This window comes from Ferruginibacter sp. HRS2-29 (assembly GCF_024343615.1).
Classification (GTDB): domain Bacteria; phylum Bacteroidota; class Bacteroidia; order Chitinophagales; family Chitinophagaceae; genus Ferruginibacter.
Genome location: NZ_RJUB01000006.1, coordinates 86,618 through 110,752 on the forward strand (window position 1 = coordinate 86,618; position 24,135 = coordinate 110,752).

At 43.4% G+C, this 24,135-nt stretch carries 26 protein-coding genes and 1 tRNA gene; 11 read left to right on the plus strand and 16 right to left on the minus strand.

Going from position 1 to position 24,135, the window contains the following annotated elements:
- Positions 1-7: 7 nt before the first annotated feature.
- The 3 genes from EGI32_RS03695 to EGI32_RS03705 all read right to left on the minus strand — a co-directional run bounded on the left by EGI32_RS03695 (position 8) and on the right by EGI32_RS03705 (position 3,530).
- A complete protein-coding gene (locus tag EGI32_RS03695; RefSeq protein ID WP_255154021.1) occupies positions 8-2,125 on the minus strand; it encodes a TonB-dependent siderophore receptor in 2,118 nt (705 codons plus the stop codon).
- Between the two features lie 431 nt (positions 2,126-2,556).
- A complete protein-coding gene (locus EGI32_RS03700; RefSeq protein ID WP_255154022.1) occupies positions 2,557-2,730 on the minus strand; it encodes a phosphatidate cytidylyltransferase in 174 nt (57 codons plus the stop codon).
- 305 nt (positions 2,731-3,035) lie between these two features.
- Positions 3,036-3,530 (minus strand): pyridoxamine 5'-phosphate oxidase family protein, encoded by a 495-nt coding sequence (locus tag EGI32_RS03705; protein WP_255154023.1) that lies wholly within the window; start codon positions 3,528-3,530, stop codon positions 3,036-3,038.
- A 155-nt stretch (positions 3,531-3,685) separates the two neighbouring features.
- Between EGI32_RS03705 and EGI32_RS03710 the strand changes: the two genes are divergently transcribed.
- On the plus strand, positions 3,686-4,816 hold the full coding sequence (locus tag EGI32_RS03710; protein WP_255154024.1) for a serine hydrolase: 1,131 nt from the start codon (positions 3,686-3,688) through the stop codon (positions 4,814-4,816).
- 61 nt (positions 4,817-4,877) lie between these two features.
- Here EGI32_RS03710 and EGI32_RS03715 read toward each other — a convergent pair.
- Positions 4,878-4,951 (minus strand) — tRNA-Pro (locus tag EGI32_RS03715).
- A gap of 307 nt (positions 4,952-5,258) precedes the next feature.
- On the opposite strand from EGI32_RS03715, the gene EGI32_RS03720 reads away from it, so the two are divergent.
- Complete coding sequence (locus tag EGI32_RS03720; RefSeq protein ID WP_255154025.1) at positions 5,259-5,927, plus strand: DUF6624 domain-containing protein; 669 nt, start codon at positions 5,259-5,261, stop codon at positions 5,925-5,927.
- Positions 5,928-5,954: 27 nt separating this feature from the next.
- Here EGI32_RS03720 and EGI32_RS03725 read toward each other — a convergent pair whose 3' ends face one another.
- The 3 genes from EGI32_RS03725 to EGI32_RS03735 form a co-directional block, all read right to left on the minus strand.
- Positions 5,955-6,545 carry a Crp/Fnr family transcriptional regulator gene (locus EGI32_RS03725; RefSeq protein ID WP_255154026.1) on the minus strand — a complete coding sequence of 197 codons (591 nt, stop codon included), beginning with the start codon at positions 6,543-6,545 and terminating at the stop codon, positions 5,955-5,957.
- Positions 6,546-6,638: 93 nt separating this feature from the next.
- Positions 6,639-6,995: a hypothetical protein gene (locus tag EGI32_RS03730; protein ID WP_255154027.1), complete on the minus strand. Its 357-nt coding sequence runs from the start codon at positions 6,993-6,995 to the stop codon at positions 6,639-6,641.
- Between the two features lie 112 nt (positions 6,996-7,107).
- On the minus strand, positions 7,108-7,887 hold the full coding sequence (locus tag EGI32_RS03735) for a DUF4846 domain-containing protein (RefSeq protein WP_255154028.1): 780 nt from the start codon (positions 7,885-7,887) through the stop codon (positions 7,108-7,110).
- A gap of 71 nt (positions 7,888-7,958) precedes the next feature.
- On the opposite strand from EGI32_RS03735, the gene EGI32_RS03740 reads away from it, so the two are divergent.
- The 4 genes from EGI32_RS03740 to EGI32_RS03755 all read left to right on the plus strand — a co-directional run bounded on the left by EGI32_RS03740 (position 7,959) and on the right by EGI32_RS03755 (position 12,479).
- Positions 7,959-9,122 (plus strand): sigma-54 dependent transcriptional regulator, encoded by a 1,164-nt coding sequence (locus tag EGI32_RS03740; RefSeq protein ID WP_255154029.1) that lies wholly within the window; start codon positions 7,959-7,961, stop codon positions 9,120-9,122.
- Positions 9,123-9,372: 250 nt separating this feature from the next.
- Positions 9,373-10,884 carry a signal peptidase I gene (lepB, locus tag EGI32_RS03745; RefSeq protein WP_255154030.1) on the plus strand — a complete coding sequence of 504 codons (1,512 nt, stop codon included), beginning with the start codon at positions 9,373-9,375 and terminating at the stop codon, positions 10,882-10,884.
- A gap of 98 nt (positions 10,885-10,982) precedes the next feature.
- On the plus strand, positions 10,983-11,468 hold the full coding sequence (locus EGI32_RS03750; RefSeq protein ID WP_255154031.1) for a cytidine deaminase: 486 nt from the start codon (positions 10,983-10,985) through the stop codon (positions 11,466-11,468).
- A 63-nt stretch (positions 11,469-11,531) separates the two neighbouring features.
- On the plus strand, positions 11,532-12,479 hold the full coding sequence (locus EGI32_RS03755; RefSeq protein WP_255154032.1) for a hypothetical protein: 948 nt from the start codon (positions 11,532-11,534) through the stop codon (positions 12,477-12,479).
- A gap of 145 nt (positions 12,480-12,624) precedes the next feature.
- Here the strand turns inward: EGI32_RS03755 and EGI32_RS03760 are convergent, their stop codons facing one another.
- Positions 12,625-13,776, minus strand: a complete 1,152-nt coding sequence (locus EGI32_RS03760) for a sorbosone dehydrogenase family protein (RefSeq protein WP_255154033.1) — start codon at positions 13,774-13,776, stop codon at positions 12,625-12,627.
- A 157-nt stretch (positions 13,777-13,933) separates the two neighbouring features.
- Complete coding sequence (locus tag EGI32_RS03765) at positions 13,934-14,443, minus strand: methylated-DNA--[protein]-cysteine S-methyltransferase (RefSeq protein ID WP_255154034.1); 510 nt, start codon at positions 14,441-14,443, stop codon at positions 13,934-13,936.
- On the opposite strand from EGI32_RS03765, the gene EGI32_RS03770 reads away from it, so the two are divergent.
- Positions 14,442-14,801: a helix-turn-helix transcriptional regulator gene (locus EGI32_RS03770; RefSeq protein ID WP_255154035.1), complete on the plus strand. Its 360-nt coding sequence runs from the start codon at positions 14,442-14,444 to the stop codon at positions 14,799-14,801. The genes EGI32_RS03765 and EGI32_RS03770 overlap by 2 nt on opposite strands.
- Positions 14,802-14,907: 106 nt before the next feature.
- Here EGI32_RS03770 and EGI32_RS03775 read toward each other — a convergent pair whose 3' ends face one another.
- The 6 genes from EGI32_RS03775 to EGI32_RS03800 all read right to left on the minus strand — a co-directional run bounded on the left by EGI32_RS03775 (position 14,908) and on the right by EGI32_RS03800 (position 20,919).
- The gene (locus tag EGI32_RS03775) at positions 14,908-15,243 is read right to left on the minus strand and encodes a tRNA-binding protein (RefSeq protein ID WP_369681623.1); all 336 of its coding nucleotides are present in this window, start codon (positions 15,241-15,243) and stop codon (positions 14,908-14,910) included.
- Between the two features lie 104 nt (positions 15,244-15,347).
- Positions 15,348-15,644: a DUF952 domain-containing protein gene (locus EGI32_RS03780; RefSeq protein WP_255154037.1), complete on the minus strand. Its 297-nt coding sequence runs from the start codon at positions 15,642-15,644 to the stop codon at positions 15,348-15,350.
- Positions 15,641-16,510 carry a transglutaminase-like domain-containing protein gene (locus tag EGI32_RS03785; protein ID WP_255154038.1) on the minus strand — a complete coding sequence of 290 codons (870 nt, stop codon included), beginning with the start codon at positions 16,508-16,510 and terminating at the stop codon, positions 15,641-15,643. The genes EGI32_RS03780 and EGI32_RS03785 overlap by 4 nt, the downstream gene beginning before the upstream one ends.
- Positions 16,511-16,626: 116 nt before the next feature.
- Positions 16,627-17,109: a GNAT family N-acetyltransferase gene (locus tag EGI32_RS03790; protein ID WP_255154039.1), complete on the minus strand. Its 483-nt coding sequence runs from the start codon at positions 17,107-17,109 to the stop codon at positions 16,627-16,629.
- 148 nt (positions 17,110-17,257) lie between these two features.
- Positions 17,258-19,840 carry a type I DNA topoisomerase gene (topA, locus tag EGI32_RS03795; RefSeq protein WP_255154040.1) on the minus strand — a complete coding sequence of 861 codons (2,583 nt, stop codon included), beginning with the start codon at positions 19,838-19,840 and terminating at the stop codon, positions 17,258-17,260.
- 278 nt (positions 19,841-20,118) lie between these two features.
- Entirely contained in the window at positions 20,119-20,919 is an 801-nt protein-coding gene (locus tag EGI32_RS03800; protein WP_255154041.1) for an alpha/beta hydrolase, read from the minus strand.
- A gap of 2 nt (positions 20,920-20,921) precedes the next feature.
- Between EGI32_RS03800 and EGI32_RS21265 the strand changes: the two genes are divergently transcribed.
- Positions 20,922-21,749 carry a Rossmann-like and DUF2520 domain-containing protein gene (locus tag EGI32_RS21265; protein ID WP_255154047.1) on the plus strand — a complete coding sequence of 276 codons (828 nt, stop codon included), beginning with the start codon at positions 20,922-20,924 and terminating at the stop codon, positions 21,747-21,749.
- A 92-nt stretch (positions 21,750-21,841) separates the two neighbouring features.
- On the opposite strand, the gene EGI32_RS03810 is transcribed toward EGI32_RS21265, so the two are convergent.
- The gene (locus EGI32_RS03810) at positions 21,842-22,498 is read right to left on the minus strand and encodes a GyrI-like domain-containing protein (protein WP_255154042.1); all 657 of its coding nucleotides are present in this window, start codon (positions 22,496-22,498) and stop codon (positions 21,842-21,844) included.
- Between the two features lie 180 nt (positions 22,499-22,678).
- Between EGI32_RS03810 and EGI32_RS03815 the strand changes: the two genes are divergently transcribed.
- The 3 genes from EGI32_RS03815 (at position 22,679) to EGI32_RS03825 (ending at position 24,013) form a co-directional block, all read left to right on the plus strand.
- The gene (locus EGI32_RS03815; protein ID WP_255154043.1) at positions 22,679-23,017 is read left to right on the plus strand and encodes a 2Fe-2S iron-sulfur cluster-binding protein; all 339 of its coding nucleotides are present in this window, start codon (positions 22,679-22,681) and stop codon (positions 23,015-23,017) included.
- A 108-nt stretch (positions 23,018-23,125) separates the two neighbouring features.
- Positions 23,126-23,362, plus strand: coding sequence for a Fe-S cluster assembly protein IscX (gene iscX, locus EGI32_RS03820; protein ID WP_255154044.1), 237 nt, complete (start codon positions 23,126-23,128; stop codon positions 23,360-23,362).
- A 129-nt stretch (positions 23,363-23,491) separates the two neighbouring features.
- Positions 23,492-24,013 carry an HAD family hydrolase gene (locus EGI32_RS03825; RefSeq protein ID WP_255154045.1) on the plus strand — a complete coding sequence of 174 codons (522 nt, stop codon included), beginning with the start codon at positions 23,492-23,494 and terminating at the stop codon, positions 24,011-24,013.
- The last annotated feature ends 122 nt before the right edge of the window (positions 24,014-24,135 follow it).

The following is a 24,135-nucleotide window of genomic DNA, read 5'->3' on the forward strand; positions in this document are numbered from 1 at the left end:
ATTATTCTTAAAATCGGATGCCAATTTTAAACATCCCGTTGATACCGGGCTGCTCAAGTACTGTTGAATATAAATAACCGTCGGCAGTACGGAAACCGGGATCGTGCCATGTACTGTTGAATATGTTCCGGACATTAATGCTTGCCGTAATTCCTTTATTGAATAATTCTTTTGTGCTCAGTACACAGTTGGCCAGGAAATACCCATCTACCGGGCCGTAGGGATCGGTTCTCGGTACATTTCTTTTGCCGATCCAGTTGCCGATGAGGGTGATGTCAAACAATTCCCCCACGGTAACGGTGATACCCGCATTCCCTTTGATACGGGCTACGCCGGAACTCTGCCGGGATAAGCCAGTAAGCAGGTTTTTGCCGCGGGCATCCTGGTAAGTGAGGTTTACAAAACAAGTGGTATTGGCAAGAGGACTAAAATCTACCACCGCTTCAAGGCCGGTCGTTTTTTGCTCGGCAGGGTTTTTATCAGGTTCCAGCCCGGAGAGATTTCCGAGCACGATGACATCGGTGAGTGAATTGCGGAAGCCATTCAGTTGCATACGCATACTGCCGGACAAAGCATAGATCACGTTCACTTCGTACGTTCTTATCTTTTCTGTTTCCAAAGTGAAATTTGGCGGGGCCTGGTATATTTCGGTATTGGTAGGAGCCCTGAAAGCCCGCCCGTACTGAAATTTCAACGTGAGCTTGTCTGTAGGTTTATTTACCACAGAGATCCTCGGACTGATAGCGCTGCCGAAATAGCTGTTGTAATCATACCTTGCCCCTATGGTGAAGCTGGTGCTTTTAAACAGGTTGGTCTGGTGCACATACTGCAGGTAGCTGCCAAAATTATTGCGGATATCGCTTACCCTCGGCAGGAAGGTGGAATTGAGATTGGTAAGCGTATCCCTGCCATCGATGAGATAGATATCGTTGACGGTATCGATGGTGGCTTTGCGGTCGCCCCTTTCCACATCATCCCTGAAATATTGTATGCCGGCGGAAAATTTCTGTTTGTTGTTGATCGAATAGTTGGCAATGAACTCGCCGGAAACGCGGTTGGATGAATTAGCGAGGATGGCCCGGATAAGTTTATTCCCGCTTAACGTCAGATAGGCATAAGAATCATCGGAAGTGCCGGTTTCGCGGTAAACTACCCGGGAAAGCAGGTTGAATTTATCATTCGGTTTAAATTCATTCTGCAGGTAAAAAGTGCGCAGGTAGGAATTGTTCAGCCCGGATTTTTCACCCCGGATATCTCTTGTAACCAACCCGATCACCCCCTGGTTCATATTTCCCTGTGGGGGCAAACCCAGAAATACGGTGGGACTGTTTAAAAAAGTGCCCCAGCCCATCGGGGTATTATAACTGCGGAAACCGAGTGTTGTAAGCGATCTTTTTGCCTGGTAAGAAATGGCGGCATTGAGTGAAAATGCTTTATCTACATAAGATGCGGCATAATTGGGATCCCTGTTTTTGAATACCGGGCCATCCGTACTGTATAAGGTTCCGGCAAGAGAAAGATCCCAGTTCCCTTTTTTAATGCCCATCGATATTTTTTGAAAGGAAGTATTGAAGGTGCCCAATCCTTTTTCAAATTTAAATCCGTTGATATCAGCTCCTTTTTTTGTGATGATATTGATCACGCCCCCAAAAGCGTTGGCGCCATAGAGCGCCGATGCCGGCCCCCAGATGATCTCTACGCGTTCGGCATTGTGCAGGCTGTATACCGGCCCGGCCATATCGTTGGAACCGATGATATTATTCTCGGGGATGCCATCTACCATGAGCAGTGCACGCAGGTTTTCGGCGCCATACATGCCACGGAAATAAAAGAGGGTAGGCGCATAACCATTTACATGGATCATATCGATGCCCGGAATATCGCGGAGTGCGTCTTCGAGTTGTTCGTATCCCCGTTTGGCAATTTGTTTGGCAGAAATAACAGTAATGGTAGAAGGGGCTTCGTCAGTGGTCTGCAGATAACCGGATGCCGTCACTACCTGGATATTCATCAGGTCCTCAAGGGATAATTTGAGCAGCCGGTTTACATTGGTGGAGGTATCCTTTTGTGCAATAACTAAAAATGGTACACAAATCAACACCAGGATTAACACTTTGCTTTTCATCAGACTGGTTAGTTATTGAATGAAAGTAAGGTTTGTGCCGATGAAGTTACTTAAAAAACTGACAGGAAATGATGAAATTCACTAGTTGACTACTCCCCGGAGTTGACAACTCACGCGAGTTGACTACTGTAGAATATATTACACAACCCGGCAGTAAAAACTCTTTTAGATAAAAAAGTAACTATGGGAGTATTTTTTCTTATGTTCCGTTATCAGGACGATGAATACGTGATTCAGATACTACGGGAAAAGATCGGTGAATTGTGATGAAAAGCTGAAGGATGCCGGTACGGCGGATTTTCTTACCAACCTGATGGGGCAGCATGAAACAATGGCGTGGACGTTGCGAAGATACGTGGATTAAAGATTAGGGTTTAGAGATTAGGGTTTAGGTAGAAGAGGATCCGAAACCCTAATCCCTAATCTCTAAACTATTTCTTCCCTCTTCCTACTAAGTATAATATCAACGCAACTACTAATACTACAATGATGATCCCTGACCAGACGCCTGCTTTAAAGATGGATGCGATTGCTTCGCAACTGCTCATGGTAGTAGCGAGAAAGATCAAAAGGAAACTAACTAATGGTAACTGGTAACGGTTCATGTCGGTTCTTTTTTATTTATGAATGATTATCTGCTGAATGCAAATTATTTTTCGGCGGAATGTTTTTTCCCCATAATGGTATCTTTCAAAATCTCTGCCGCAATTAAACTGAACGTGATACCATTTCCGCTAAAGCAAAAAGCGAAGAAAATGTTTTGCAACTTTTTGTATGGCCTATATACGCCAGGTTTCCAGTAGCGCCGAATATGCCACAGCAGCTGAACTCCGCTTTAATTTCTTGTAGAGTTACTTATCACGCGAGCCAGGATTGCAAAATTTCTCATCTCATAAGTGATAATTAAAAATCAGAGGTTAACCTTTCCATGCTCACCTTCGGAATATTCCTTTCCTGTTACAGCCGCTTTAAGCATATTAAAAGCGAGCACAATTTTACTCGAAGTGCCATCCCAGTATTCACCCGAAACGGGCGTGACTTCGATGAGCTGTATCTTAGGATCATCGAGCCCTTCGGGAAACCAGGCTTTCATGGTGGGGTTCCACAATTCCTTTATTTTTTCCCTGTCGTCACTTAACCGGGCAATGCCGTCTATGCAGACATAAGAATTTTTTGATGGGGAACTGTACGAAAGAAACACTTCATTGTTGTGAGAAATATCATCCGTTTTGGAGGAAAATTCATTGGTGAAAAACCACAATGTACCATCTTCTTCCACTTTTATGGTGCCCATCGGGCGGCCTGTCAGCCTGCCGTTTTCATCTTTGGTGATGAACATGTTGATACGGACATCATTGATAAGATCTTTTATTTTTTCCAGTTGATCGTTCTGTGAGGGTTGCATATACTTCGTTTATACAAATAATACAAAGCACATACCAAATGGTTCGGGGAAAGATAAGGGCGTTTAAAAAGAGAAACAGGAAACTACATATTGTTTCCACATTTAAATTGGTGTAACATTTTTACAGTTGCAACGTATTGGTAGAAATAAAACAAATGAAAAAAAGCGCTCTAATTTTATTATTTCACATTTACACGCTGATCTGCTCTGCCCAGATAAATAACGCTCAAATACCTAGCGATAACAACTTAACCACCGAATTGGATTCTTTAGTAGATCGGTCAATTTCAACCTTTATGAAAAACCCTTCCAGGGTAGGCATTTCCATAGGGATCATCATAAAAGGAAAATCATATCTCTATAATTACGGTTCTGCCGAAAAAGGGAAAACGGAACTCCCGACCGGAAATACTGTTTATGAACTTGCATCCATTACAAAAACGTTTGGGGCAACTTTACTGGCAAAAGCAGTTATGGATAAAAAGGTAGATCTGAATGATGACATCCGGAAATATCTAAAGGGCGACTATCCTGATTTGAATTACAATGGAACGCCGGTTACGTTGCTCAACCTTGCTAACCTTACTTCCGGGCTGCCAAACTGGATGCCAGATAAAGATATATTTGGAAAGGCTGATCCGGACTCCATACCTTTTATTTTAGATTCGGTTCACAAGCGCTATAGCAGGGCAGACCTTTACAGGGACCTTCATCAGGTAAAATTAAAAGTCTTACCCGGAACGGTCGCCCGCCATTGCAATACAGCCGCCCAATTACTTGGGTACATTATGGAAGGTGTTTATAACGACTCTTATGAAAATCTTTTGAAAATACATTTTTCCAGCCCACTCAAAATGAACAATACCATTCTCTTAAAACCCGGGAATTTACCGAAAAAAATGGCAAAAGGGTATGATGGTAAAGGGCGTATTATGCCTGTTATCGATTGGGAAGATCTGCGGGTGGCCGCGAGTGTAGCTTCGTCTGCTTCAGACATGTTGAAATATATTGCATTTCAGTTGGATGAAACTAACCCGGTAGTAAAATTAAGCCATCAGCCAACTTTTGGAAAGCTGGAAGAGGGAGCAATAGCACTTAACTGGAAGGTGAAAAAAACAACTGATGGCAGGCGTAGTATTTCACATACGGGTGGTAGTCTTGGATTCAGCAGTTACCTGTTATTATATCCTGATTCGAATTCAGGCATTGTTTTGCTGGCAAACGAAGCGGATCAGGGAACACAGAACGAATTGATCGCAGTGGCTGATAAAATTTTAAAACCCTGAAATAAAGATCAATCTTTGAAAAAAATTATCAAGGCTGCTTAATGCAACCTTGATAGTTTAGTCGGGCGAACAAGATTCGAACTTGCGACCCCACGCCCCCCAGACGTGTGCGCTACCGGGCTGCGCTACCGCCCGAAACATTTTCGGATGGCAAAAATAACGGCATTTAAGAAAAAATCAAAAATAAAACATCGGTGGCTCAGGAATCGAATCAGGTACCGTTACCGCGAAGTTTGATCCAACCAGCTAAGCGCAACTTCTATCACCTCTTTCATGTGGCAGATACATGGCTGTTATGGATTTGCCAACGGCATCAAATGTCAATAATTCAAGTTTTTTATTTTTTGTAAAATGAAGCAATGATCTATGTGCGAAATGTTTCGTACATTTGTATGCAAACGTTAACTGAATAATTGATACTATGAACCGGAAATCCATTTTTTTGATTTTTTTTACATTAGTGATTAATGCCGCATTTTGCCAGGTTACATCCTACCAGTTTGATCCCAATAAAATTGACAAGCAATTGAGCCAAACCATGGATTCATTATACAGGGAAGACCAGCGATACAGGCTGGAACTGACAAAGTTTGAAAAGGAAGGCAGAACCAGGGAGCAACTGGATAGTATCCGGAGCATTATCAAAAAGAAAGATCATGCTAATCTTGTTTTTGCGATACAATGGATTGATAAAAACGGTTGGCCCGGCCCGCAGGAGGTAGGCTTCCAGGGCGTTCAGGCGCTTTTTTTGATCATACAACATGCCGATCTTCAGACACAAAAAAAATATTATCCCATAATTCTGCAGGCTGAAAAGGACGGTAAAATGTTATCCAGCAATGTGGCGATATTGGAAGACAGGATCGCTGTGCGTGAAGGAAGGGAGCAGAAGTATGGCAGCCAGATCTATTATAATGCGGAACAAAAAAAAGAATATATTTATCCATTAGCCGATCTTAAAAACCTGGACACACTGCGAAGATCAAGGGGGCTCCCGCCTATGAAAGAATATAAAAAAGATTGGGATGTAAATGACTATGAAGCTTCCCTGGCTGATTCGAAAGAACTTTTAGCGAGATCAAAAGAGCTTAATGGAAATGCAGTGCCATGATTTAAACGGGAAGATTTAATCTGAATATCAAACTTTTTTCATCCCGTGTTTCCTGATCCGGCTGAGTGTTTCTTTAGTAATGCCAAGGTAAGATGCAATGATGTGTAAGGGAAAATGAAGAAAGAATTCCGGGTATTTTTCTTCGAGTTCGCGATAGCGGTGTTCCGCTGTTTCTACAATGGAGGAATGTAACCGTTTTTGCGTAGCAATATGATGTGTATCATCCAGTCGTTTTCTCATTTCGCAGAAGGTAGGAATAGTATTTACTTTATCATACCATCCATTCGCTTTCGGCAGCAATAATACTTCACAGTCCTGCCACGCATCTATGTTGTAGATCGACGGGGTTTCTTCGTGAAAACTTTCCCTGTCGGACACCCACCAGTTGGTGATCGAAAGGTTGGTGATATGTTCCTTTCCTTTATCATCCACCACGTATTGGCGAGTGGCGCCTTTGGCAATGAAAGTAATGTAACGGCATATTTCTCCTTCCTGAAGCAGAAATTCCCGCTTTTTTAATTTTTTTGGTATAAACGCCTTTTCAATCAGTTGAATATCCTCTTCTGAAAGCGGGGTTTGCGATTGACGGGTAATATATTGTATCAATGGAGTGAGCATGCAGATAAATATAAAGTAATTATATTTTAGCCGGGAAGATGGGAAGAAAATTATTTGATTTTTTGTTTCTTCCCGTCTTCCCGGCCATCCCCATCAGCCAGCCGGTTCCATGAAAGCATATAAGTGCTTCGCTTTTCCATTTTCAAGAATAAAAAAGTCCATACTGTTCAATAGGCCCTTACTTGTATTGATATGTCCGAAAAATCTGGCGCTATTTTGCAGCGGCTCGATCGGTTTTGCTGCCGCAAAATTAAATGCCTCATCTTCAGCCAGTAATTTTCCTATGAAATCAGATACTTCTTTAAGGCCGTTGAGGATAAAATCCCTGTCATACATTTTAATATCCTCAGCATATATCTGTTGCAACAACTCATAGCGTTTTGTCCGATCTTTTTCATTCCAGGCAGCAACGTGTATTTTTTGCAGTTCATTAATTTGAGCAGTGTTCATCCGATTTTTTTTTGAAGGGGCATAAAATAATTACCCTGCTAAACTACAGCCTGTTTAAATTTAAAATGTTGATGTAGGTCAACAAATAAAAGATGTTTTATCCCATCGCCACTCACCATTGCCTCACTTCATCTAATGTAAAAGCATATTCCGGCGTGATGATCTCCGTCATTTCATCTGCCGCATACCACGGAGAAAGCCCTTCATTCATTGGGTTTTTCAACACATGGATATCCTGTGCGGGCATATAACTTTGCGCCAGCAAAAATATCTTTTTACCCTCATCGTCCCGCGCCACATCCATTACCATTACGGCATGGCCGGGAAAACCGCCGCGGATGATCACATCACCCGGTTTGATCGCAGACAGGGAGGACGGCTTTAGCTGTTTGGCCAGTGAAGCACTGCCACACATTCCAAAAACCCGCTGCAGGTAATTGTCAAATGCCGGCCTTGAATACGGAGGCTTAAAGCGGTAATCAGTGCCTTCATTATCCGTGAAAAGGATAGCGTCGTATTTTTTTTGTTCACACAAATATTCGGCCCGCAGCCGCATCACTGCATCGGCACACTGCTGCAGGTCTTTAGTGCCGACAGAAATATCCAGTACGGCAAACTGTGCCGATTGGTTCTTTTTTTCCTGGCCGTTGAAAAGGTAAACTGTAGTGGAGTTTTTCAGCCGCAGGCTCCGCAGCCATTCAGTAAAAGAATCCTGTGTGGCGTTTATGCGGGCATATCCATCGGGCAGCGGGATGGCTGAGATAGTTGAAAAATAAGTGGCGACGGTATCTTTGGGGTGGGCCGGCCCTGTTTCAGATGCTTTTCCGGAAGGCGGATTATTACAGGAAATTAAAACGAGCAATAAAACAGCTTTGAACGGTTTAACGGGCATAAATCATTATTTTTGACCTGAATAAGAAACAGGATGCAAAAGCGCATCGATTCCATACTAAATATTAACGAATGACGAATATCCTGATCATTGATGATGAAAAAGCGATCCGTAAGACACTGGTAGAGATACTTAGTTTTGAAGGATACAAGATAGATGAGGCCAGCGATGGCGAAGAAGGGCTGAAAAGGTTCAGCGAAAAAAATTACGACCTGGTATTGTGTGATATCAAAATGCCGAAACTGGACGGGATCGAGTTTTTGGAAAAAGCGAAACAAGTCAACGGGGATGTTCCGATCATCATGATCAGCGGACATGGAAACATTGATACGGCTGTGGAAGCGGTGAAAAAAGGCGCTTTCGACTACATCAGCAAACCGCCGGATCTTAACCGCCTCCTGATAACGCTGCGCAATGCTACGGAAAAGCAGGAACTCGTTGCCCAGACAAAAGTGCTGAAGCGTAAAGTAAGCAAAGTGGCCGAAATGGTGGGGGAGAGCAAGCCTATTTCCAAAATAAAAGATACGATTGAAAAAGTGGCGCCTACCGATGCCCGTGTACTCATTACAGGTGAAAATGGCGCCGGTAAAGAACTGGTGGCCCGCTGGATACATGAAAAAAGCAACCGTAATTCGGGGCCGATGGTGGAAGTCAATTGCGCTGCCATTCCCGGCGAACTGATTGAAAGCGAATTGTTCGGGCATGAAAAAGGTTCGTTTACCTCCGCTATCAAACAGCGCATCGGGAAATTCGAGCAGGCCAACGGCGGAACGCTTTTCCTGGATGAGATCGGCGACATGAGCTTAAATGCCCAGGCGAAAGTGCTGCGGGCCCTGCAGGAAGGAAAGATCACCCGCGTGGGGGCAGATAAGGATATCAACGTGGATGTAAGGGTGGTAGCCGCTACCAATAAGGATCTGCTGAAAGAAGTAGACGATAAGAATTTCCGGCTCGATCTGTATCACCGCCTTGGAGTGATCATCATCCATGTGCCTTCGCTGAACGAAAGAAGAGATGATATTCCATTACTGGTAGATTATTTCCTCGAACTCATTGCCGGAGAATATGGCCAGACCAAGAAAGTGATCGAGGCGGATGCCATGGAAGCCCTCAAAAATTACGACTGGACGGGGAATATCCGTGAATTACGGAATGTGGTGGAACGTTTGATCATCCTTTCAGACAAAACAATTTCGCTGGATGATGTGAAGAGTTATGTTATACCGAAGGTATAACGTGGTGAATAGTCAATAGTGAATAGTCAAACCTTCGAGGTTTTTTACACAAGTTGAAGTTTGATATATCAGAAGTTCTGATACTATAGCCTTTCATTGGTCATATCAACTTCAAAGATTTGACTATTGACTATTCTCTATTTACTTGTTAAAATCTTTGATTTTAACCTATTCTGTAACAAATTAATGCCCTCTGCATCCAATAACAGATTGGGATCACTATTTTTGCCCCGTTTAAATAAAATCTTATATGAGTATTGGCTGGATCATTTTTATTGTAGCTACCATTGGCTGGCACGTTGGTCTGTATGGAATGTTTAAGAAAGCAGGTATAGAAGGCTGGAAAGCGTTCATTCCTTTTTACAATACCTGGTGCATGGTAGAAAAGATGGAACTTAAAAAAGTTTGGTTTTTTCTGCAATTCATCCCCATCGCCGGGCAGTTCATCACTATCTGGATCACGATAAAATTTGTAGAATATTTCGGCCGTTTCAGTTTCCTGCACCACGCGGCTACCGTTTTGGTCCCGTTCATTTATTTCCCGTACATGGGTTTTTCGCCGAACGAACGTTACGCGGGCAAGAAAGTGGTAGATAACTATAAAAAATCAGGCGCCCGGGAATGGATCGATGCGGCGGCTTTTGCGGTAGTAGCGGCTTCCATCATACGCACATTCGTATTTGAAGCTTACACCATTCCCACACCTTCCATGGAAAAGACCTTGCTGGTAAACGATTTTCTTTTCGTGAGCAAGTTCAGTTATGGGCCGCGCCTCCCGAATACCCCGCTGGCAGTGCCTTTTGTGCATCATACCTTGCCCATCATCAATACAAAATCCTACACCGAGATCATTTCATTGCCCTACAAACGGTGGTTTGCCAGCGATGTAAAACGAAATGATGTGGTGGTATTTAATTTTCCGGTAAATGATACGTTGATCAACGATCCCGAACAGAAATTCGGCAGCCAGGTAACTTATTACCAGGCCGTGCGGCAATTAGGCCGTGATGCCGTGTTGCAGAGTTATCGCAGCATGATCATCACCAGGCCGGTCGATAAAAGGGAGAACTTCATCAAACGTTGCGTGGCGATCGGTGGCGATAGCCTGCAGGTGATCAATGGGCGTGTACATGTAAACGGTCAGCCGCAGCAATTGTTTCCGCAGATGGAAAGGATGTATATCCTGAGAAATAAATCAGCGGCTGATAAACCATTGTACGTAGACAAAGACATCCTGCAGAGCTGGGGCATAGATCCGCATAATGACGAAGATTTTATGGCAAGGAACGATGGTACTTATATAGTGAATGTATCGAACGAGGAAATATCGAACGCGAAATTGCCTGCTACCGTTGAGCTTGTGGAATATATCTCGGAACCTGAGTCTTCTTTATTCCCTTATTATAACGCCAACAGTAAATGGTCTGCTGATAATTACGGTCCGTTGTGGATCCCTCAAAAAGGCGGTACTATTCAGCTTACGCCGGATAATGTGATAAGGTACCGTCGTTGTATCGAAGTTTACGAAGGCAATAAATTTGAAGAAAATAACGGCAAATACAAGATCAATGATGCAGATGCTACCAGTTATACCTTTAAAATGAATTATTACTGGATGATGGGTGATAACCGCCATAATTCGCTGGATAGCCGCTACTGGGGCTTCGTGCCGGAAGATCATGTGGTAGGTAAAGCATCGCTTATATGGTTCAGTTGGGAACACGGCCCAAGGTGGAAACGTTTTTTCCGTTCTATAAAATAAATAGGTTTACTGCCAATAATTCAGTAACTTCAACATTATATAATTGTCCTCCCTGTAGTAATACAGGGAGGATTTTTTATCCCAGCAAAATTTGCCAAATGAAAAAAGAAGAAATAAAATTTGAATACGAATCATATAATGATATCAGCGAACTGGATGAAGCAGATGCGAAGCTGGTGCAGGCCGCAAGGGATGTGACCGCGAAAGCATATGCCCCTTACAGCAACTTTTTGGTGGGTGCTGCCGCAAAATTAGCCAACGGTGAAGTAGTAATGGGTACCAACCAGGAGAACGCTTCTTTTCCGGTAGGCATCTGCGCCGAACGTTCTTTGCTGGCCACCGCGGCCATGTTGCATACCAATGTGCCCATCGATACGCTGGCAGTGAGTTACCACAATCTTAACGGAGATAGCAGCAAGCCCGTTTCCCCCTGCGGCATGTGCCGGCAGGCATTGCGTGAATATGAAGACAGGACACAGCAGCCGATCCGCCTCATCTTATCCGGAAGGGATGGGAAGATCATTGTTCTGGAAAAGTCTACGTTATTGCTGCCGATGAGCTTTGGTGGGGATGACATGAAATAGTCAATGGTGAATGGTGAAACCTTTGAAGTTTTTTTAATACAGATCTGGTTTATAATCTCAGAAATGAACGGATTTGTGATCATTCGACTTGTATATTCGTGCCCAATTTGTTTTTTTATGAAAAGAATACTCCTGACAACTTGTTTGTACATTTCAATTTTTGCATCAACTGCTCAATCTCCGCAATATTCCTACTCATTCGATCAGAACCTGAATGCTGCCCCATCAAAAGATGCTTTTTTTACAGCAAAGGGTTTTAAGGAAAACGATCTCGTGAAAGTAGAATTTTTCTACAAATTGAATGGCCGTCGCTTAATGACTGCGCACTTTACAGATTCCGCACTAAATATAATGGAAGGTCATTTTCGCTCTTATTATTTCAATCAGCGTGTTGAAACGGAAGGTGATTATAAAAAAGGGTTGGAAACCGGGGTTTGGAAAAAATTTGATACATCCGGACGTATGACAGATTCGATCCTTTATAAGGAAGGAGTGAAATTTATCTACGCAAAATATGAATACACTAAAAGCGGCATGTTGCGGAATTATGAACTAACAGATTCCATAAAAAACACTTATACCTATAAAATGTATGACTCTCTAAGGTTAAAGTATGACGCCTTCTTTACAGGCACAGATGGTGTTTTGAATATAACAGACTCAAATGGAGTTACAAAGTCTTCGCCCGTACATACACGAAAAATGAATGAAGCAGAATATCCCGGAGGAGACAGGTCATGGACGAATTATATCCGGCAAAATCTTAATGCTATGGTGCCGGTAGACAATAAGGCGAAAAATGGAATATACCAGGTGATCATTCGGTTCAAAGTAAAAACGGATGGAGAACTGACCGATATTTCTGCAGAAACAAATTTTGGATATGGAATGGAAGAAGAAGGCCTCCGAATTATTAGAAAAGCAAAAAAATGGACCCCGGCAAATTTTTTTGGCATCACAGTAGAAGCTTACAGACGTCAGCCGATAACGTTTGTTATTTCAGGAGATTGATAGCAGTGAATGGTGAATAGTTAAATCTCCGAAGTGTGTATCACAATTGAAAGTTTATATTTTTAAAAGTTCTGAAATAGAAAACTCCAGTTTTCATAAAAAAAGACGAAGATTTGACCATTGACCATTCACTATTCACTAAAAATCACTTCGTGATTTTATAAACGGCTCCGCTGTAGTCATCACTTACCAGCAACGCTCCATCCTGCATCACTTCTACATCCACAGGGCGGCCCAGGACTTTTCCATCCGGCTGCAACCAGCCTTCTGCAAAAGGGGCATAACCCAATGATTTTCCATTGGCATCCAGTTTCACCAGCGATATTTTATAACCGACAGCTTTGCTCCGGTTCCAGCTGCCATGCTCGGCAATGAATACCTGGTTAGTATAACTGCTGTCAAACATTTTACCTGTATAAAAACGCATACCCAAGGCCGCCACATGTGGCCCAAGCACTTGCACCGGTGAAGTGTAGTCGCCGCAGTTTTTTCCTTTGCCAAACTCAGGATCTAATATATTTCCCTGGTGGCAATAGGGGTAACCGAAGAGCATAGCGCTGTCAGGAGCAGTATTCAGCTCATCACCGGGAACATCATCGCCCATTTCATCGCGGCCATTTTCAGTAAACCATAATTTTTTTGTGAGCGGATGCCAGGAAAAACCGACACTGTTACGGATACCATGAGCAAATATTTCCGGCGCCGATCCATCCGGATTCATTCTTGTGATGGATGCATAGATCGGATCTTTGCTTTCGCAGATATTGCAAGGGGCACCAACCGGAACATATAATTTTCCATCAGGCCCGAAAGCGATGAATTTCCAGCCATGTTGTTTATCGGTCGGAAATTTGTCATACACGATCACCGGCTTCGGCGGATCCTGCAGATGTGCTTCAATATTGTCGAGCCGCAGGATAGAATTGATGGTCGCTATATACAGGTTACCATCTTTAAACGCAACACCGTTGGGTGTATTGAGGCCGGTGGCGATCTTGTATACTTTATCCGCTTTGCCATCCTTGTTCTCATCCACCACCGCGTACACATTTTCTTCCCCGCGATTGCCTACATACAAAATGCCGGACGGGGAAAGTGTCATGCTCCTTGCATTCGGTACTTCGGCATAGACCGAAATTTTAAAGCCGGCCGGTAAGGTGATCTTATCGAGATGGTATTTTTTGTTGAGGGCGGCATCATCGGCAGAAACGGTTTCGGTTTGTTTGGTTTGCAGATTGTTGCAGGAAGATAATGTGAAACACGAAACTGCAAAAAGCGAAATAAAAATTTTTACCATAGTAGATCATTTAGTTGGAATGTTCTAATTCTATGCCAATAACTTTAGCCACACGGATATTCTACCGCAGAGAACATGAGTTAACAGAGTTCACGCAGAGTGGACCTGATAAATTAAATACTCTTTGAAGATTTGACTATTGACTATTCACTATTGACTAAAACAATGTCCTCACCCCATTCACAAATTTCGCTTCATGATCCAGCAGCCATTGCTTGCGCCAGAGATCGCCGGCATAACCTACCAATGTTCCGTTGCTGCCGATCACGCGGTGGCAGGGAACGATGATGGCGATATTATTTCTTCCATTGGCCGTGCCCACGGCCCGGATGGCTTTTACGTTTCCCAGGTTCTTGCTCATCTGCAGGTAACTGATGGTTTTGCCGGGGCTTATATTCTGTAACTCTACCCATACTTTTTGCTGAAATTCAGTTCCGGGTTGGAGAAGCGGTAGATCGAAATTCAGTTCGCGTCCGGCAAAATAGTCGTCGAGTTGGGTGATGCATTTTTGCAGGATACCCGTTTGCGGGGATATAAATTTTATTTCTTCATCTGTAAGGTGCTTATTTTTCCCGGTTTGCACGAAACTCATCCCGGCGAGGGCATTCCCGTTGTTGGAAAGCCTGAGTATTCCTAAGGGGCTGTTATAAAAAATCGTTTCGTTCATGGAAGATAATAAAATTACAAAAATGTTTTTGCAAAGCCACAATGGGTCTATATTTGCAGCAGAAATGACTACTTTAAAACGTGCCGATACCGGATTTATCGAAAAAGCGATGGCTGCAGTGGCCGATCCTTACCGCATGAGTATCCTGCATGAAATACTGGAAAAAGGTTCGTTGCGTTGCTGCGATGTGGTTTCGCTTACAGGTTTATCTCAGCCTACCTGCTCGCATCATATCAAATTATTGTCGGATAGCGAACTTATCGAATGCCGTAAAGAAGGTCGGAATAATTTCATTACCATCAACCGGGAAAATTTTAAGAAGCTGGGGAGTTATTTTGAGAAATTCTCAAATGTATGATGTATGATGTGAGATGTATGATTTCTTTCGGTTGTTACGAAATCCAGTTTCACAAAGTATTTTCTGCTTGAAAGATATCATACATCATACATCTCACATCATACATTTACCCGATCTTATCCCCATTTCCCACTTTCAACGACGGCTCCAACAGTACCACCTGCTTATCCGCATTATAAACCCCCAGCACGAGGCATTCGCTGAAAAAATTAGCGATCTGTTTTGGAGGAAAATTCACCACCGCGATTATTTGCCGTCCTTTCAATTCTTCTTTTGTATACAATGTCGTGATCTGCGCTGACGAACGTTTGATACCCAACTGGCCAAAATCTATCACCAACTGGTAAGCCGGTTTCTTCGCTTTTTCAAAATCCGCTACTTCAAGGATAGTCCCAACGCGGATATCTACCTTTTCAAAATCTTCCCAGGTGATCATATTGATTTATTTATAATTGATTTTCTTCCTGCAATAAGATAAATAGTAACCCCAATGAATCCCAAAAATAGCACGATCAATATTTCCAGTGTATGAATATGCAAGAAAATTTACCGGATGTCTTCTGTTTTTACAACAGCATCAAGATTGATCGGGCCGAATATATGGGGAAATTCTTCATTCACCGAAGGTGCCAGCTCATATTTCAGGGGCGATGTAAGTTTGCTTTCATCAATATGCAAAAGGATCAGGCCGGTGGCGTTTTTATAATAACGGTCAAGCACACCCGAAACCTGCCCCGCGGTACTGTTATGGATAAATCCTTCCGTATGAAGCGATGGTGCTTCATAAAACCCATGCTGCAAAGCTGCTTCCCAGGCGGTTTTGGTAGTTACGTGATAGATCATGGATCGAGTAGGGCTGCAAGTGATAATAATTCCTGCATTTTATAATGGTTACGGTCGTTGTCGAAACATTTGCTCAGTTCTTCCAGCAGGAATTGTATAACGCGTTTATTGTCGAGCGGCCTGAAATAAGAAGTCACCGGCGGCACGGCCAGCCTCTTGAAATAATTTTCAATATCCTTATGCGAATACATTTGCCCCGTAAGGGCATCCACATAAAATTTTATTTTTTCCGAAGAATGTTTTACCGGGTTCAGCGCTTCGTATTGCAGATCGAAATAACCCAATATGAATTGCCTCGGAATGTTGATCGCTTTGATGGGAATATCCAGTTGATCACAAAGTACCAGGTATAGGATGCCATTACTGATGGCATTTCCTTTTTTTGCTTCCAGCGCTTTTGATACAAGGAAATTGTCGGGGCTATCATAACTGATCTCCACACCTTTTTGTTTGTAATAATTATAAAAGATGCTATTCATTACATTGATCTGCTCAATGGGAGTGAGGTAGGTATTCAGTTCCAGCCAGATATTACGACGGATCTTTTCAATCTCTTTCAGCGTATTTTCTTTCTGCATATCAGGATAATGGTATTTCGCCACTATCAGGGCACCTTCCAGCAGGTCGGCATCACCATCCCGCCAGGCAATGAATTCTTCGGTGAGGTCGCGAAAATGAAGGCGATGTATCAGCAGTTCTATCCGCTCCTGGGTATCTTCATTACTGATCGTTTCCCAAAGCCCTTCAAGGTTGGGGATGATCGCTTTCCCAAATGAAACGATCCTTTCACTTACTGTATTATACACTTCTTCATCCGGATCATCTATGAGATGTAATAATGCTGATATCTCTTTGTTTTCTTCCAATATGTTTTCCTTTCGGGTTTAGGGGTTCAATTTCGTACAGGAAAAATAAACAGCACGTTAAAATTTTCCACAGGCGTGCAAAAACAAACCCCGGAGGTTTCGAAAACCTCCGGGGTTTATAGTTTTTTCAGCATCCATATGTCGCATCCGAAATGCCCCGTATTTCCCAGCGGCCCTTCCAGGTATTCGAATCCGAATTTTTCATAAACTGTTACAGCTTTTTTTAACTCCGGCATCGTTTCAAGATAAACCTGTGTATAGCCTATGGCTGCTGCCTTTGCAAGACAATCATCGATCAGCAGTTTTCCAATCCCTTTGCCACGTGCAGTTGGCGAAAGATACATTTTCACCAGCTCACAGGTGCCTGCCGGCAATCCTTCTGTAGGAAAAATTCCAGCTCCACCCAAAAATATCCCTTCATCTTCTGCTACCAGATAAAAAGCACCGGGATGTTGAAATAACTCAAACAATGCATCCGTACTGGCATCATAATATACAGTGCCGGGATGATTGGCGCCAAATTCTTCCAGCGCTTTGCGGATGATGACAGCGAGAGAGGCATTGTCTGAAGAATGTATGTTTCTTATACTGATGTTCATGGGGCAAAGTTAATTGGTTGGCAATAACAAGTTGCAGTTATCAGATGCCGGATGTCAGCGCTAAAATCACGCACAGGCGCAAAAAAGCAAAGGCACAAAGATCATGTCTTTGCGCCTGTGCTTTTCTCTTTGCTTCTTTGCGGGAGATCTATTTCTTCTTAGGTGCTGCTTTCTTAGCCGCCGCTTTTTTGGGGGCAGCCTTTTTTGCGGCTGATTTTTTTGCAGGTGCTTTTTTCTTATCAAAAGCTTTCGGCTCCTGGGCCACGATCATTTTCTTTACTTCTTCAATATCGAGTGTGGCCGCTTCTTCCGCCGTCATTTTTTTGTTTTCTGCATTCAGTCCGAGCTTCAGCATTTTTTTGCCCCAGCGGATGAACGGCCCCCAGCGGCCATTTTCAATAGCTATCTTTTCTTCAGGCCATTGTTGAATGAAGCGGTTGCTCTCTTTTTCTATTTTCTTTTCGATGAGCTCATCGCAATCTTTTTGCGTAAGCGCATCAAAATTGTAAGCACGTGGTATATTGATGAAAAGATCGTTCCATTTGATGAACGGGCCGAAACGGCCTTTACCTTTTGTGATCGGTTTATCCTGGTAAAATCCAATCGGCGCATCTTCAATTTGTTTGGCACTGATGACTTGTATCGCACGCGGAAGATCAACATCTGTGGGCTCTTCACCTTTTGGCAAAGAAATGAATTGTTCCCCCCATTTTACATAAGGGCCAAATCTTCCGATGTTCACGGAAACTTCCTGGCCTTCATATTCTCCCAGCATCAGCGGCAGCTTGAACAGATCCAACGCTTCTTCAAGCGTGATGGTTTCTATACTTTGCGTAGATTTCAACTTGGCGAACTTCGGCTTTTCTTCATCATTCTGAGCGCCGATCTGCACCATCGGGCCATAACGTCCCATACGTGCCGTGATGGGTTTCCCATCTTCCGCAACTCCCAGCATCCTTTCGCCAACGGCTCTTTCGGCTGTTTCCAGCGTATGTTCTACACCGTTATGAAATGGCTTATAAAAATCGCCTACCATCTTATTCCACACCATTTTTCCATCGGCGATCTCATCGAATTCTTTTTCTATGTTGGCCGTGAAAGAATAATCCATCACATTCGTAAAATGCTGATTGAGGAAATCCGTTACCACCAATCCAAGATCGGTAGGAAATAATTTTGATTTTTCAGCTCCTGTATTTTCAGTTTCAGTGATCTTTTTGATCGCATCGTCTTTGAGCCTCATTACCCGGTATTCCCTGCGTACCCCTTCTTTGTCCTTCTTTTCCACATACGTTCTTTTGATGATGGTGGAGATAGTAGGAGCGTAGGTACTCGGCCTGCCGATGCCCAGTTCTTCCAGCTTTTTCACCAATGATGCTTCCGTGTAACGGGCGCTGTGCTTGGTGAATTTTTCGGTAGCGGTCATGTGATTGAAATCCAGCGATTGCCCGACCGTGAGGTTCGGGAGCCTGCTTTCGTCGCCTTCTTCGGTATCATCTTCATCGGTACTTTCGAGGTATACTTTGAGGAACCCGTCAAATTTCAATACTTCACCGGTTGCCGTCAGGTCTTCGTTGTTGGTACTGATATTTATTTTTGCAGTGGTCTTTTCAAATTCCGCATCACTCATTTGCGAAGCGATCGTACGTTTCCAGATAAGTTCGTACAAACGGTTCAATTCGGGATCATTCACAGAATGATTTTCCATGTAAGTCGGGCGAATGGCCTCATGCGCCTCCTGGGCGCTTTCATTCTTGTTCTTGTATTTGCGCACCTGCAGGTATTGTGCACCGTAGCTGCTGCTGATCTCTTTTTTAATGGCGTCCATCGCGGTATCGCCAAGATTTACACTATCCGTACGCATGTAAGTGATCTTACCGCTTTCATACAGTTTTTGGGCGAGCAACATCGTTTTACTTACACCATATCCCAGTTTACGGCTGGCTTCCTGCTGTAAAGTAGACGTGGTGAAAGGTGCTGCAGGGGTACGTTTGCCGGGGCGAACCTGTACATCACGAACGGTATATTTTGCGCCTACGCAACTTTCGAGAAATTTTTCTGCATCTTCTGCCTGGTTGTATTTGCCGCCTTCTGCTTTGAAAGCTACAGTACGGTTATTGAGATCCGTTGCTGCAAGAGAAGCTTCTATCTTGAAACTGCTGACAGGCTTGAACTGGTTGATCTCCCTTTCTTTTTCAGCTATGAGTTTTACTGCAACACTTTGCACACGGCCTGCGCTGAGGCCGCCTTTCTGGCCGATCTTGCGCCACAGCACCGGGCTAAGCTCAAAGCCTACGATCCTGTCGAGCACACGGCGGGCCTGTTGTGCATTTACAAGATCCATATTGATGGTGCGTGGATTCTGCACCGCTTTTTCTATCGCCGGTTTGGTGATCTCATGGAAAACGATCCGTTTGGTGGTCTTCGGATCCAGGTTCAACACTTCCGCAAGGTGCCAGCTGATACTCTCTCCCTCACGGTCCTCATCCGATGCCAGCCAAACTTCCTGACTTTTTTTCGCCAGGCTTTTAAGCTCGCTCACCACTTTCGTCTTGTCTGGTGATATAATATATTTAGGAGTGAAATTATTGGCTATATCAATCCCCATGTCGTTCTTTTCCAGATCACGGATATGGCCATAACAACTCTTTACCTCGAAATCTTTTCCCAGGATACCCTCGATCGTTTTTGCTTTCGCCGGACTTTCTACTATCAATAAATTTTTTGCCATATTTTTTATTACACGAATTCTAGCGAATTACACGAATTTTTATTGGTTAAAGACACGAATTTTAAACACGAATTACAAGAACTGAAAACTGCTTTGCATTCTTAATTCCTAATTCTTAATTATTAATTCAAGTATGCAATATTAGTTTAAAAATAAAAAATCGACATTTTTCTTTGAATCACTTAAAAAAGATTTTACATGAAAGTGGCGAAAATCAGGGTTTTAAGGCTCAGAAGATTTTTTGAACATACATATATATATGTAGCAAAACTGACTACTTATGCCCATTGAAAAAAATCGACGACCTGTTTTTTTACTGCTTCATCCCTGTAGATTTTCCGGTGCCCGAGTGTTGTTGTGATCACGAAACGCACATTTGCGTGCGCATCTTCTTTTACCTTCAGCGCATCGCGGAGCGGCGTCACATCATCATCTTCATCGTGTATCCATAATACATCCGCGGTGATATTTTTCATCGCCCTGCGAATGGAAAACCATTCCGCCTTATGTCCGCTGAGTATGAATATCTCATCTTTCAGTGCATTCTTTATACGCTCGCTTTTCAGTCTGAGCATGATAAATGCGTCATCTATGGCCGAAACCGTCTCCGTTGCAGGCGCTATCAGCGCCAGTTTGGTCATCTCGTTGTGTGGTATCTGTTCCAATGCCAGTGAAACCGATATGCCGCCGAAAGAATGGGCCATATAACCGTTGAACGGCCCGTATAACCTGTTGGTTTCCTGTATCATGGCACTATAATCTAACGCATTGACCTGCCTGCCGCTGCTGGCCCCATGCGCAGGGGCGTCGAACGCCAGCACTTCGTACCCTTTTTGTATAAAAGTAGTAATGTACCAATGGAAATTGCGGCAGGTAGAGGAGAAGCCATGGAGGATCAGCAGGCGTTTGCTGCCGCCCTTATTGAACCGAAAACCCTTTACCAGTGTGTTATTTACGGTAAATTCAAGTGATTCCCCGCTATTGAATATGCTGTTTTTGTTGTTATTTGCGGCAGGAAAAGGTGTGCAAAAAACTTTAAAGGCTGCTTTGCCGGCAAGGCGTTTACTGATGAGAGACAAGAATCTCAACTTTATCCGTATCGCTAAAAAAGCCAGCTTTTTCTTTATATTCATCCAAACAAAGATATAAACTTATGAAGGTAGTTATGGTAGGAGCCGGCAATGTGGCTACGATATTGGGCAGGTTGATCTCTCAAAATAACCATGTGATCTCGCAGGTGATCAGCCGCAATATCAATCATGCCAGGGAGCTTGCAGACAGATTTGGCGCTACCTATACCGATTTTGCCGGCGAATTTGACCTCACCGCCGATCTTTTCATTATTGCTACTACGGATGCCAGCCTCACCGACAATTTTGCTAATTTCCAGACCGGAAATAAGCTGGTGGTGCATACAGCAGGCTCTGTTTCGAGGGATGTGTTGCAAAAAATGTCTTCCAATTATGGCGTTTTGTACCCGTTGCAATCGCTTCGCAAAGAGCTGGAAGAAATACCTCCGATACCATTCCTGGTAGATGGCAACAATGACGGCACGCGTGTGTGGCTGAAGGAATTTGCCCAGACCCTGTCGGATAACGTCAGCGAAGCCACTGATGAAGAACGTTTGAAACTGCATACGGCGGCCGTGATCGTGAGCAATTTTACCAATCATTTATATGCTATCGCGGAAGATTTCTGCGGAAAAGAACACGTGAATTTTGATCTTTTGAAGCCATTGATCATGGAAACCGCCCATCGGATCCAACATGCATCTCCAATGGAAGTGCAGACCGGCCCTGCAGTCCGCAAAGATATCCATACGCTGGACAAACATCTCCGCACGCTGAGCACGCATCCAAAATTGAGGACCACTTACATGAGGCTGACGGATAGTATAATGAACCCGTAGATAATTACGAATTGACAATTACGAATTACGAATGATCATTACTATGAAAGTGCCACATTCGTAATTCGTAATTATCAATTCGTAATTGACCTTTATCTGTATGGAAATATGATATCCGTCTGCACCTTGTACGGATCTATTTTCTTTCCTTTTTTATCAAAAAGTTCGCCTACATAGATTTCGTAAGGTGGGGCAGTACGCTTTCTTTTGTGCGATTTGAAGTAGCTGTTGAGTGCTTCGTAGGCCGTAGGGGTGAGGTCGTAAGGGCCATAGAAGTGGGCTACCACAGCACTATCGCCGCCGATGGTTTTTATGAAAAAACCTTTGGGGAGTTTCGCGGGTTTTTTGTCGATGGGTAAACCGGCTTCAAAAAAGAAGGGCGATTGCTGGGCTTTGTACCACGCGACGGGCCTGCCGGTGATCCTGAGTTTATTCTTTAAAATGAATTCCGGCAATTTGAAACCGTAGATATTCGCCAGTTTTTCGCTGATGCGATCGCTGGTGACAGCACTGTCTTTTACATATAATATGGTAAAGCGTTGTGCCACCGTATCGGTTATATTGATCACGGGCGGACGCTTTGCAGGAATATCGGCCGGTTTTTCCTGGCTGTCTTTCTTTTTATCTTCTTTTTTTGAAGCGACCGGTTTATCAGGCTTTTTTTCCTCCTTACCCTTACAGGAACTAAAAAACAAACCTGCAGCGAGGGAAGACAAGATAAGTATATAGGTAAAATGAGGTTGTCGCATCGGGGGATATTAAGATAATAAATGTTGTATGAGGGTGTATAGCAATATAGCCATTCTGTATCAATAAAAATCGTTTGGAGGGCAATAAAAGGAAATATCAGTCGCAAAAGACGGTACAATAAAATTGATATTTTCCTTAATTGGTAATTTGCACTAGTTTTGCAGTCCGAAATTTGCATTATGTACAATATCACGTTTAAGTTTGAGCAGAAAGGATTGGAGCCGATCACTATAGAGCATGTAGAAGCAGATCAATCAATATTGGAAGTCGCGTTAAAAAACGATATCGATTTACATCATAACTGTGGCGGGGTTTGTGCCTGCAGCACCTGCCATGTATATATCGAAAAAGGGGATGATTTGGTAGAAGAGCTGAGCGACAGGGAAGAAGATTTCATCGACAGGGCGGTAAACCCAAGGTTGAACTCGAGGTTGAGCTGTCAATGCATCCTCAATAGCGGCGGCAGTGGAAACATCGAAGTGACTTTACCCGACCAGACTCAATTTCTCGGAGAATAAAGAAAGAAGGTGCAGATGTGCCCATGGGCGGATCTGCAAATAGATAAAAATCTTCCACTCTAATTTTGCATATTTGCATATCAGCATATTTGCTCATTAATTACTATCATGACATTTGAACCTCCTATTTACTGGAACGATTACGAGGATATCGCTATCAAGTTATACGAAAAATTCGGCGACTCATTCGATGAAAGCAAGATCTATCGTATCCGCTTCACCGACCTGCACAAGTGGGTGCTGGAACTTCCTCATTTTGCCGGCAAGCCGGAAGAAAGTACCGAAGGCCACCTGGAAATGATCCAGAGTACGTGGGTATATGAGTGGAGAGATGCTCAGAAGTAATTAAGAATTAAGAATTAAGAATTCTTCCGGTTGTAGGTTGAAACAAAAGTTGGCGGATTTTTAAACTTGACTTTTTTGTGAAAAACTTCGAAAGTTTCACCATTCACCATTCACCATTCACCATTCACTATGAATGTTCTCGCCAATTTTAAGCTCATCAAAGCATTCGTACTGGATGTCGACGGCGTATTGACCGATGGTTCGCTCATTTTGCTGAATGATGGCCAGATGGCACGGACAATGAATATTAAAGATGGTTATGCGCTGCAACTTGCGGTAAAAAAAGGTTATCACATACTTGTTATTTCAGGGGGCACTTCCGATGCCGTAAAGGCAAGGCTCGAAAAGCTGGGGATCACCAACATCCACATGACTGTAAAAAACAAGCAGGAGGTGCTGAAAGCCTTTGTGGCGGAGCATCAGCTGGATTGGTCGCAGGTGTTGTATATGGGCGATGACGTGCCGGATGTGGCGCCGATGAAGCTCGCCGGGCTTCCCTGCTGCCCTGCAGACGCGGCTACGGAAGTAAAAAATATCAGCCAGTACATTTCTTATATCAATGGCGGAAAAGGATGTGTGAGGGAAGTGATTGAAAAGGTTATGCTGCTGAATAACGATTGGAACGACGATACGCTGACAGCGTCGCTGTAAATTACGAATTACGAATTACGAATGGCGTTCTCTTAAGTCTAAGTCCGAATTCTGATCGTGCGACCTTCAATTCGTAATTCGTAATTCGTAATTCGTAATTCGTAATTCGTACTTCGTAATTC

What these genes read in the sequence shown, in the direction of transcription:
- EGI32_RS03695 (WP_255154021.1), bottom strand. Translation starts at nt 2,125, where the DNA reads ATGAAAAGCAAAGTGTTAATCCTGGTGTTGATTTGTGTACCATTTTTA.
- EGI32_RS03700 (WP_255154022.1), bottom strand. Translation starts at nt 2,730, where the DNA reads ATGAACCGTTACCAGTTACCATTAGTTAGTTTCCTTTTGATCTTTCTC.
- EGI32_RS03705 (WP_255154023.1), bottom strand. Translation starts at nt 3,530, where the DNA reads ATGCAACCCTCACAGAACGATCAACTGGAAAAAATAAAAGATCTTATC.
- EGI32_RS03710 (WP_255154024.1), top strand. Translation starts at nt 3,686, where the DNA reads ATGAAAAAAAGCGCTCTAATTTTATTATTTCACATTTACACGCTGATC.
- EGI32_RS03725 (WP_255154026.1), bottom strand. Translation starts at nt 6,545, where the DNA reads ATGCTCACTCCATTGATACAATATATTACCCGTCAATCGCAAACCCCG.
- EGI32_RS03730 (WP_255154027.1), bottom strand. Translation starts at nt 6,995, where the DNA reads ATGAACACTGCTCAAATTAATGAACTGCAAAAAATACACGTTGCTGCC.
- EGI32_RS03735 (WP_255154028.1), bottom strand. Translation starts at nt 7,887, where the DNA reads ATGCCCGTTAAACCGTTCAAAGCTGTTTTATTGCTCGTTTTAATTTCC.
- EGI32_RS03740 (WP_255154029.1), top strand. Translation starts at nt 7,959, where the DNA reads ATGACGAATATCCTGATCATTGATGATGAAAAAGCGATCCGTAAGACA.
- lepB (WP_255154030.1), top strand. Translation starts at nt 9,373, where the DNA reads ATGAGTATTGGCTGGATCATTTTTATTGTAGCTACCATTGGCTGGCAC.
- EGI32_RS03750 (WP_255154031.1), top strand. Translation starts at nt 10,983, where the DNA reads ATGAAAAAAGAAGAAATAAAATTTGAATACGAATCATATAATGATATC.
- EGI32_RS03755 (WP_255154032.1), top strand. Translation starts at nt 11,532, where the DNA reads ATGAACGGATTTGTGATCATTCGACTTGTATATTCGTGCCCAATTTGT.
- EGI32_RS03760 (WP_255154033.1), bottom strand. Translation starts at nt 13,776, where the DNA reads ATGGTAAAAATTTTTATTTCGCTTTTTGCAGTTTCGTGTTTCACATTA.
- EGI32_RS03770 (WP_255154035.1), top strand. Translation starts at nt 14,442, where the DNA reads ATGGAAGATAATAAAATTACAAAAATGTTTTTGCAAAGCCACAATGGG.
- EGI32_RS03765 (WP_255154034.1), bottom strand. Translation starts at nt 14,443, where the DNA reads ATGAACGAAACGATTTTTTATAACAGCCCCTTAGGAATACTCAGGCTT.
- EGI32_RS03780 (WP_255154037.1), bottom strand. Translation starts at nt 15,644, where the DNA reads ATGATCTATCACGTAACTACCAAAACCGCCTGGGAAGCAGCTTTGCAG.
- EGI32_RS03790 (WP_255154039.1), bottom strand. Translation starts at nt 17,109, where the DNA reads ATGAACATCAGTATAAGAAACATACATTCTTCAGACAATGCCTCTCTC.
- topA (WP_255154040.1), bottom strand. Translation starts at nt 19,840, where the DNA reads ATGGCAAAAAATTTATTGATAGTAGAAAGTCCGGCGAAAGCAAAAACG.
- EGI32_RS03810 (WP_255154042.1), bottom strand. Translation starts at nt 22,498, where the DNA reads ATGCGACAACCTCATTTTACCTATATACTTATCTTGTCTTCCCTCGCT.
- EGI32_RS03815 (WP_255154043.1), top strand. Translation starts at nt 22,679, where the DNA reads ATGTACAATATCACGTTTAAGTTTGAGCAGAAAGGATTGGAGCCGATC.
- iscX (WP_255154044.1), top strand. Translation starts at nt 23,126, where the DNA reads ATGACATTTGAACCTCCTATTTACTGGAACGATTACGAGGATATCGCT.
- EGI32_RS03825 (WP_255154045.1), top strand. Translation starts at nt 23,492, where the DNA reads ATGAATGTTCTCGCCAATTTTAAGCTCATCAAAGCATTCGTACTGGAT.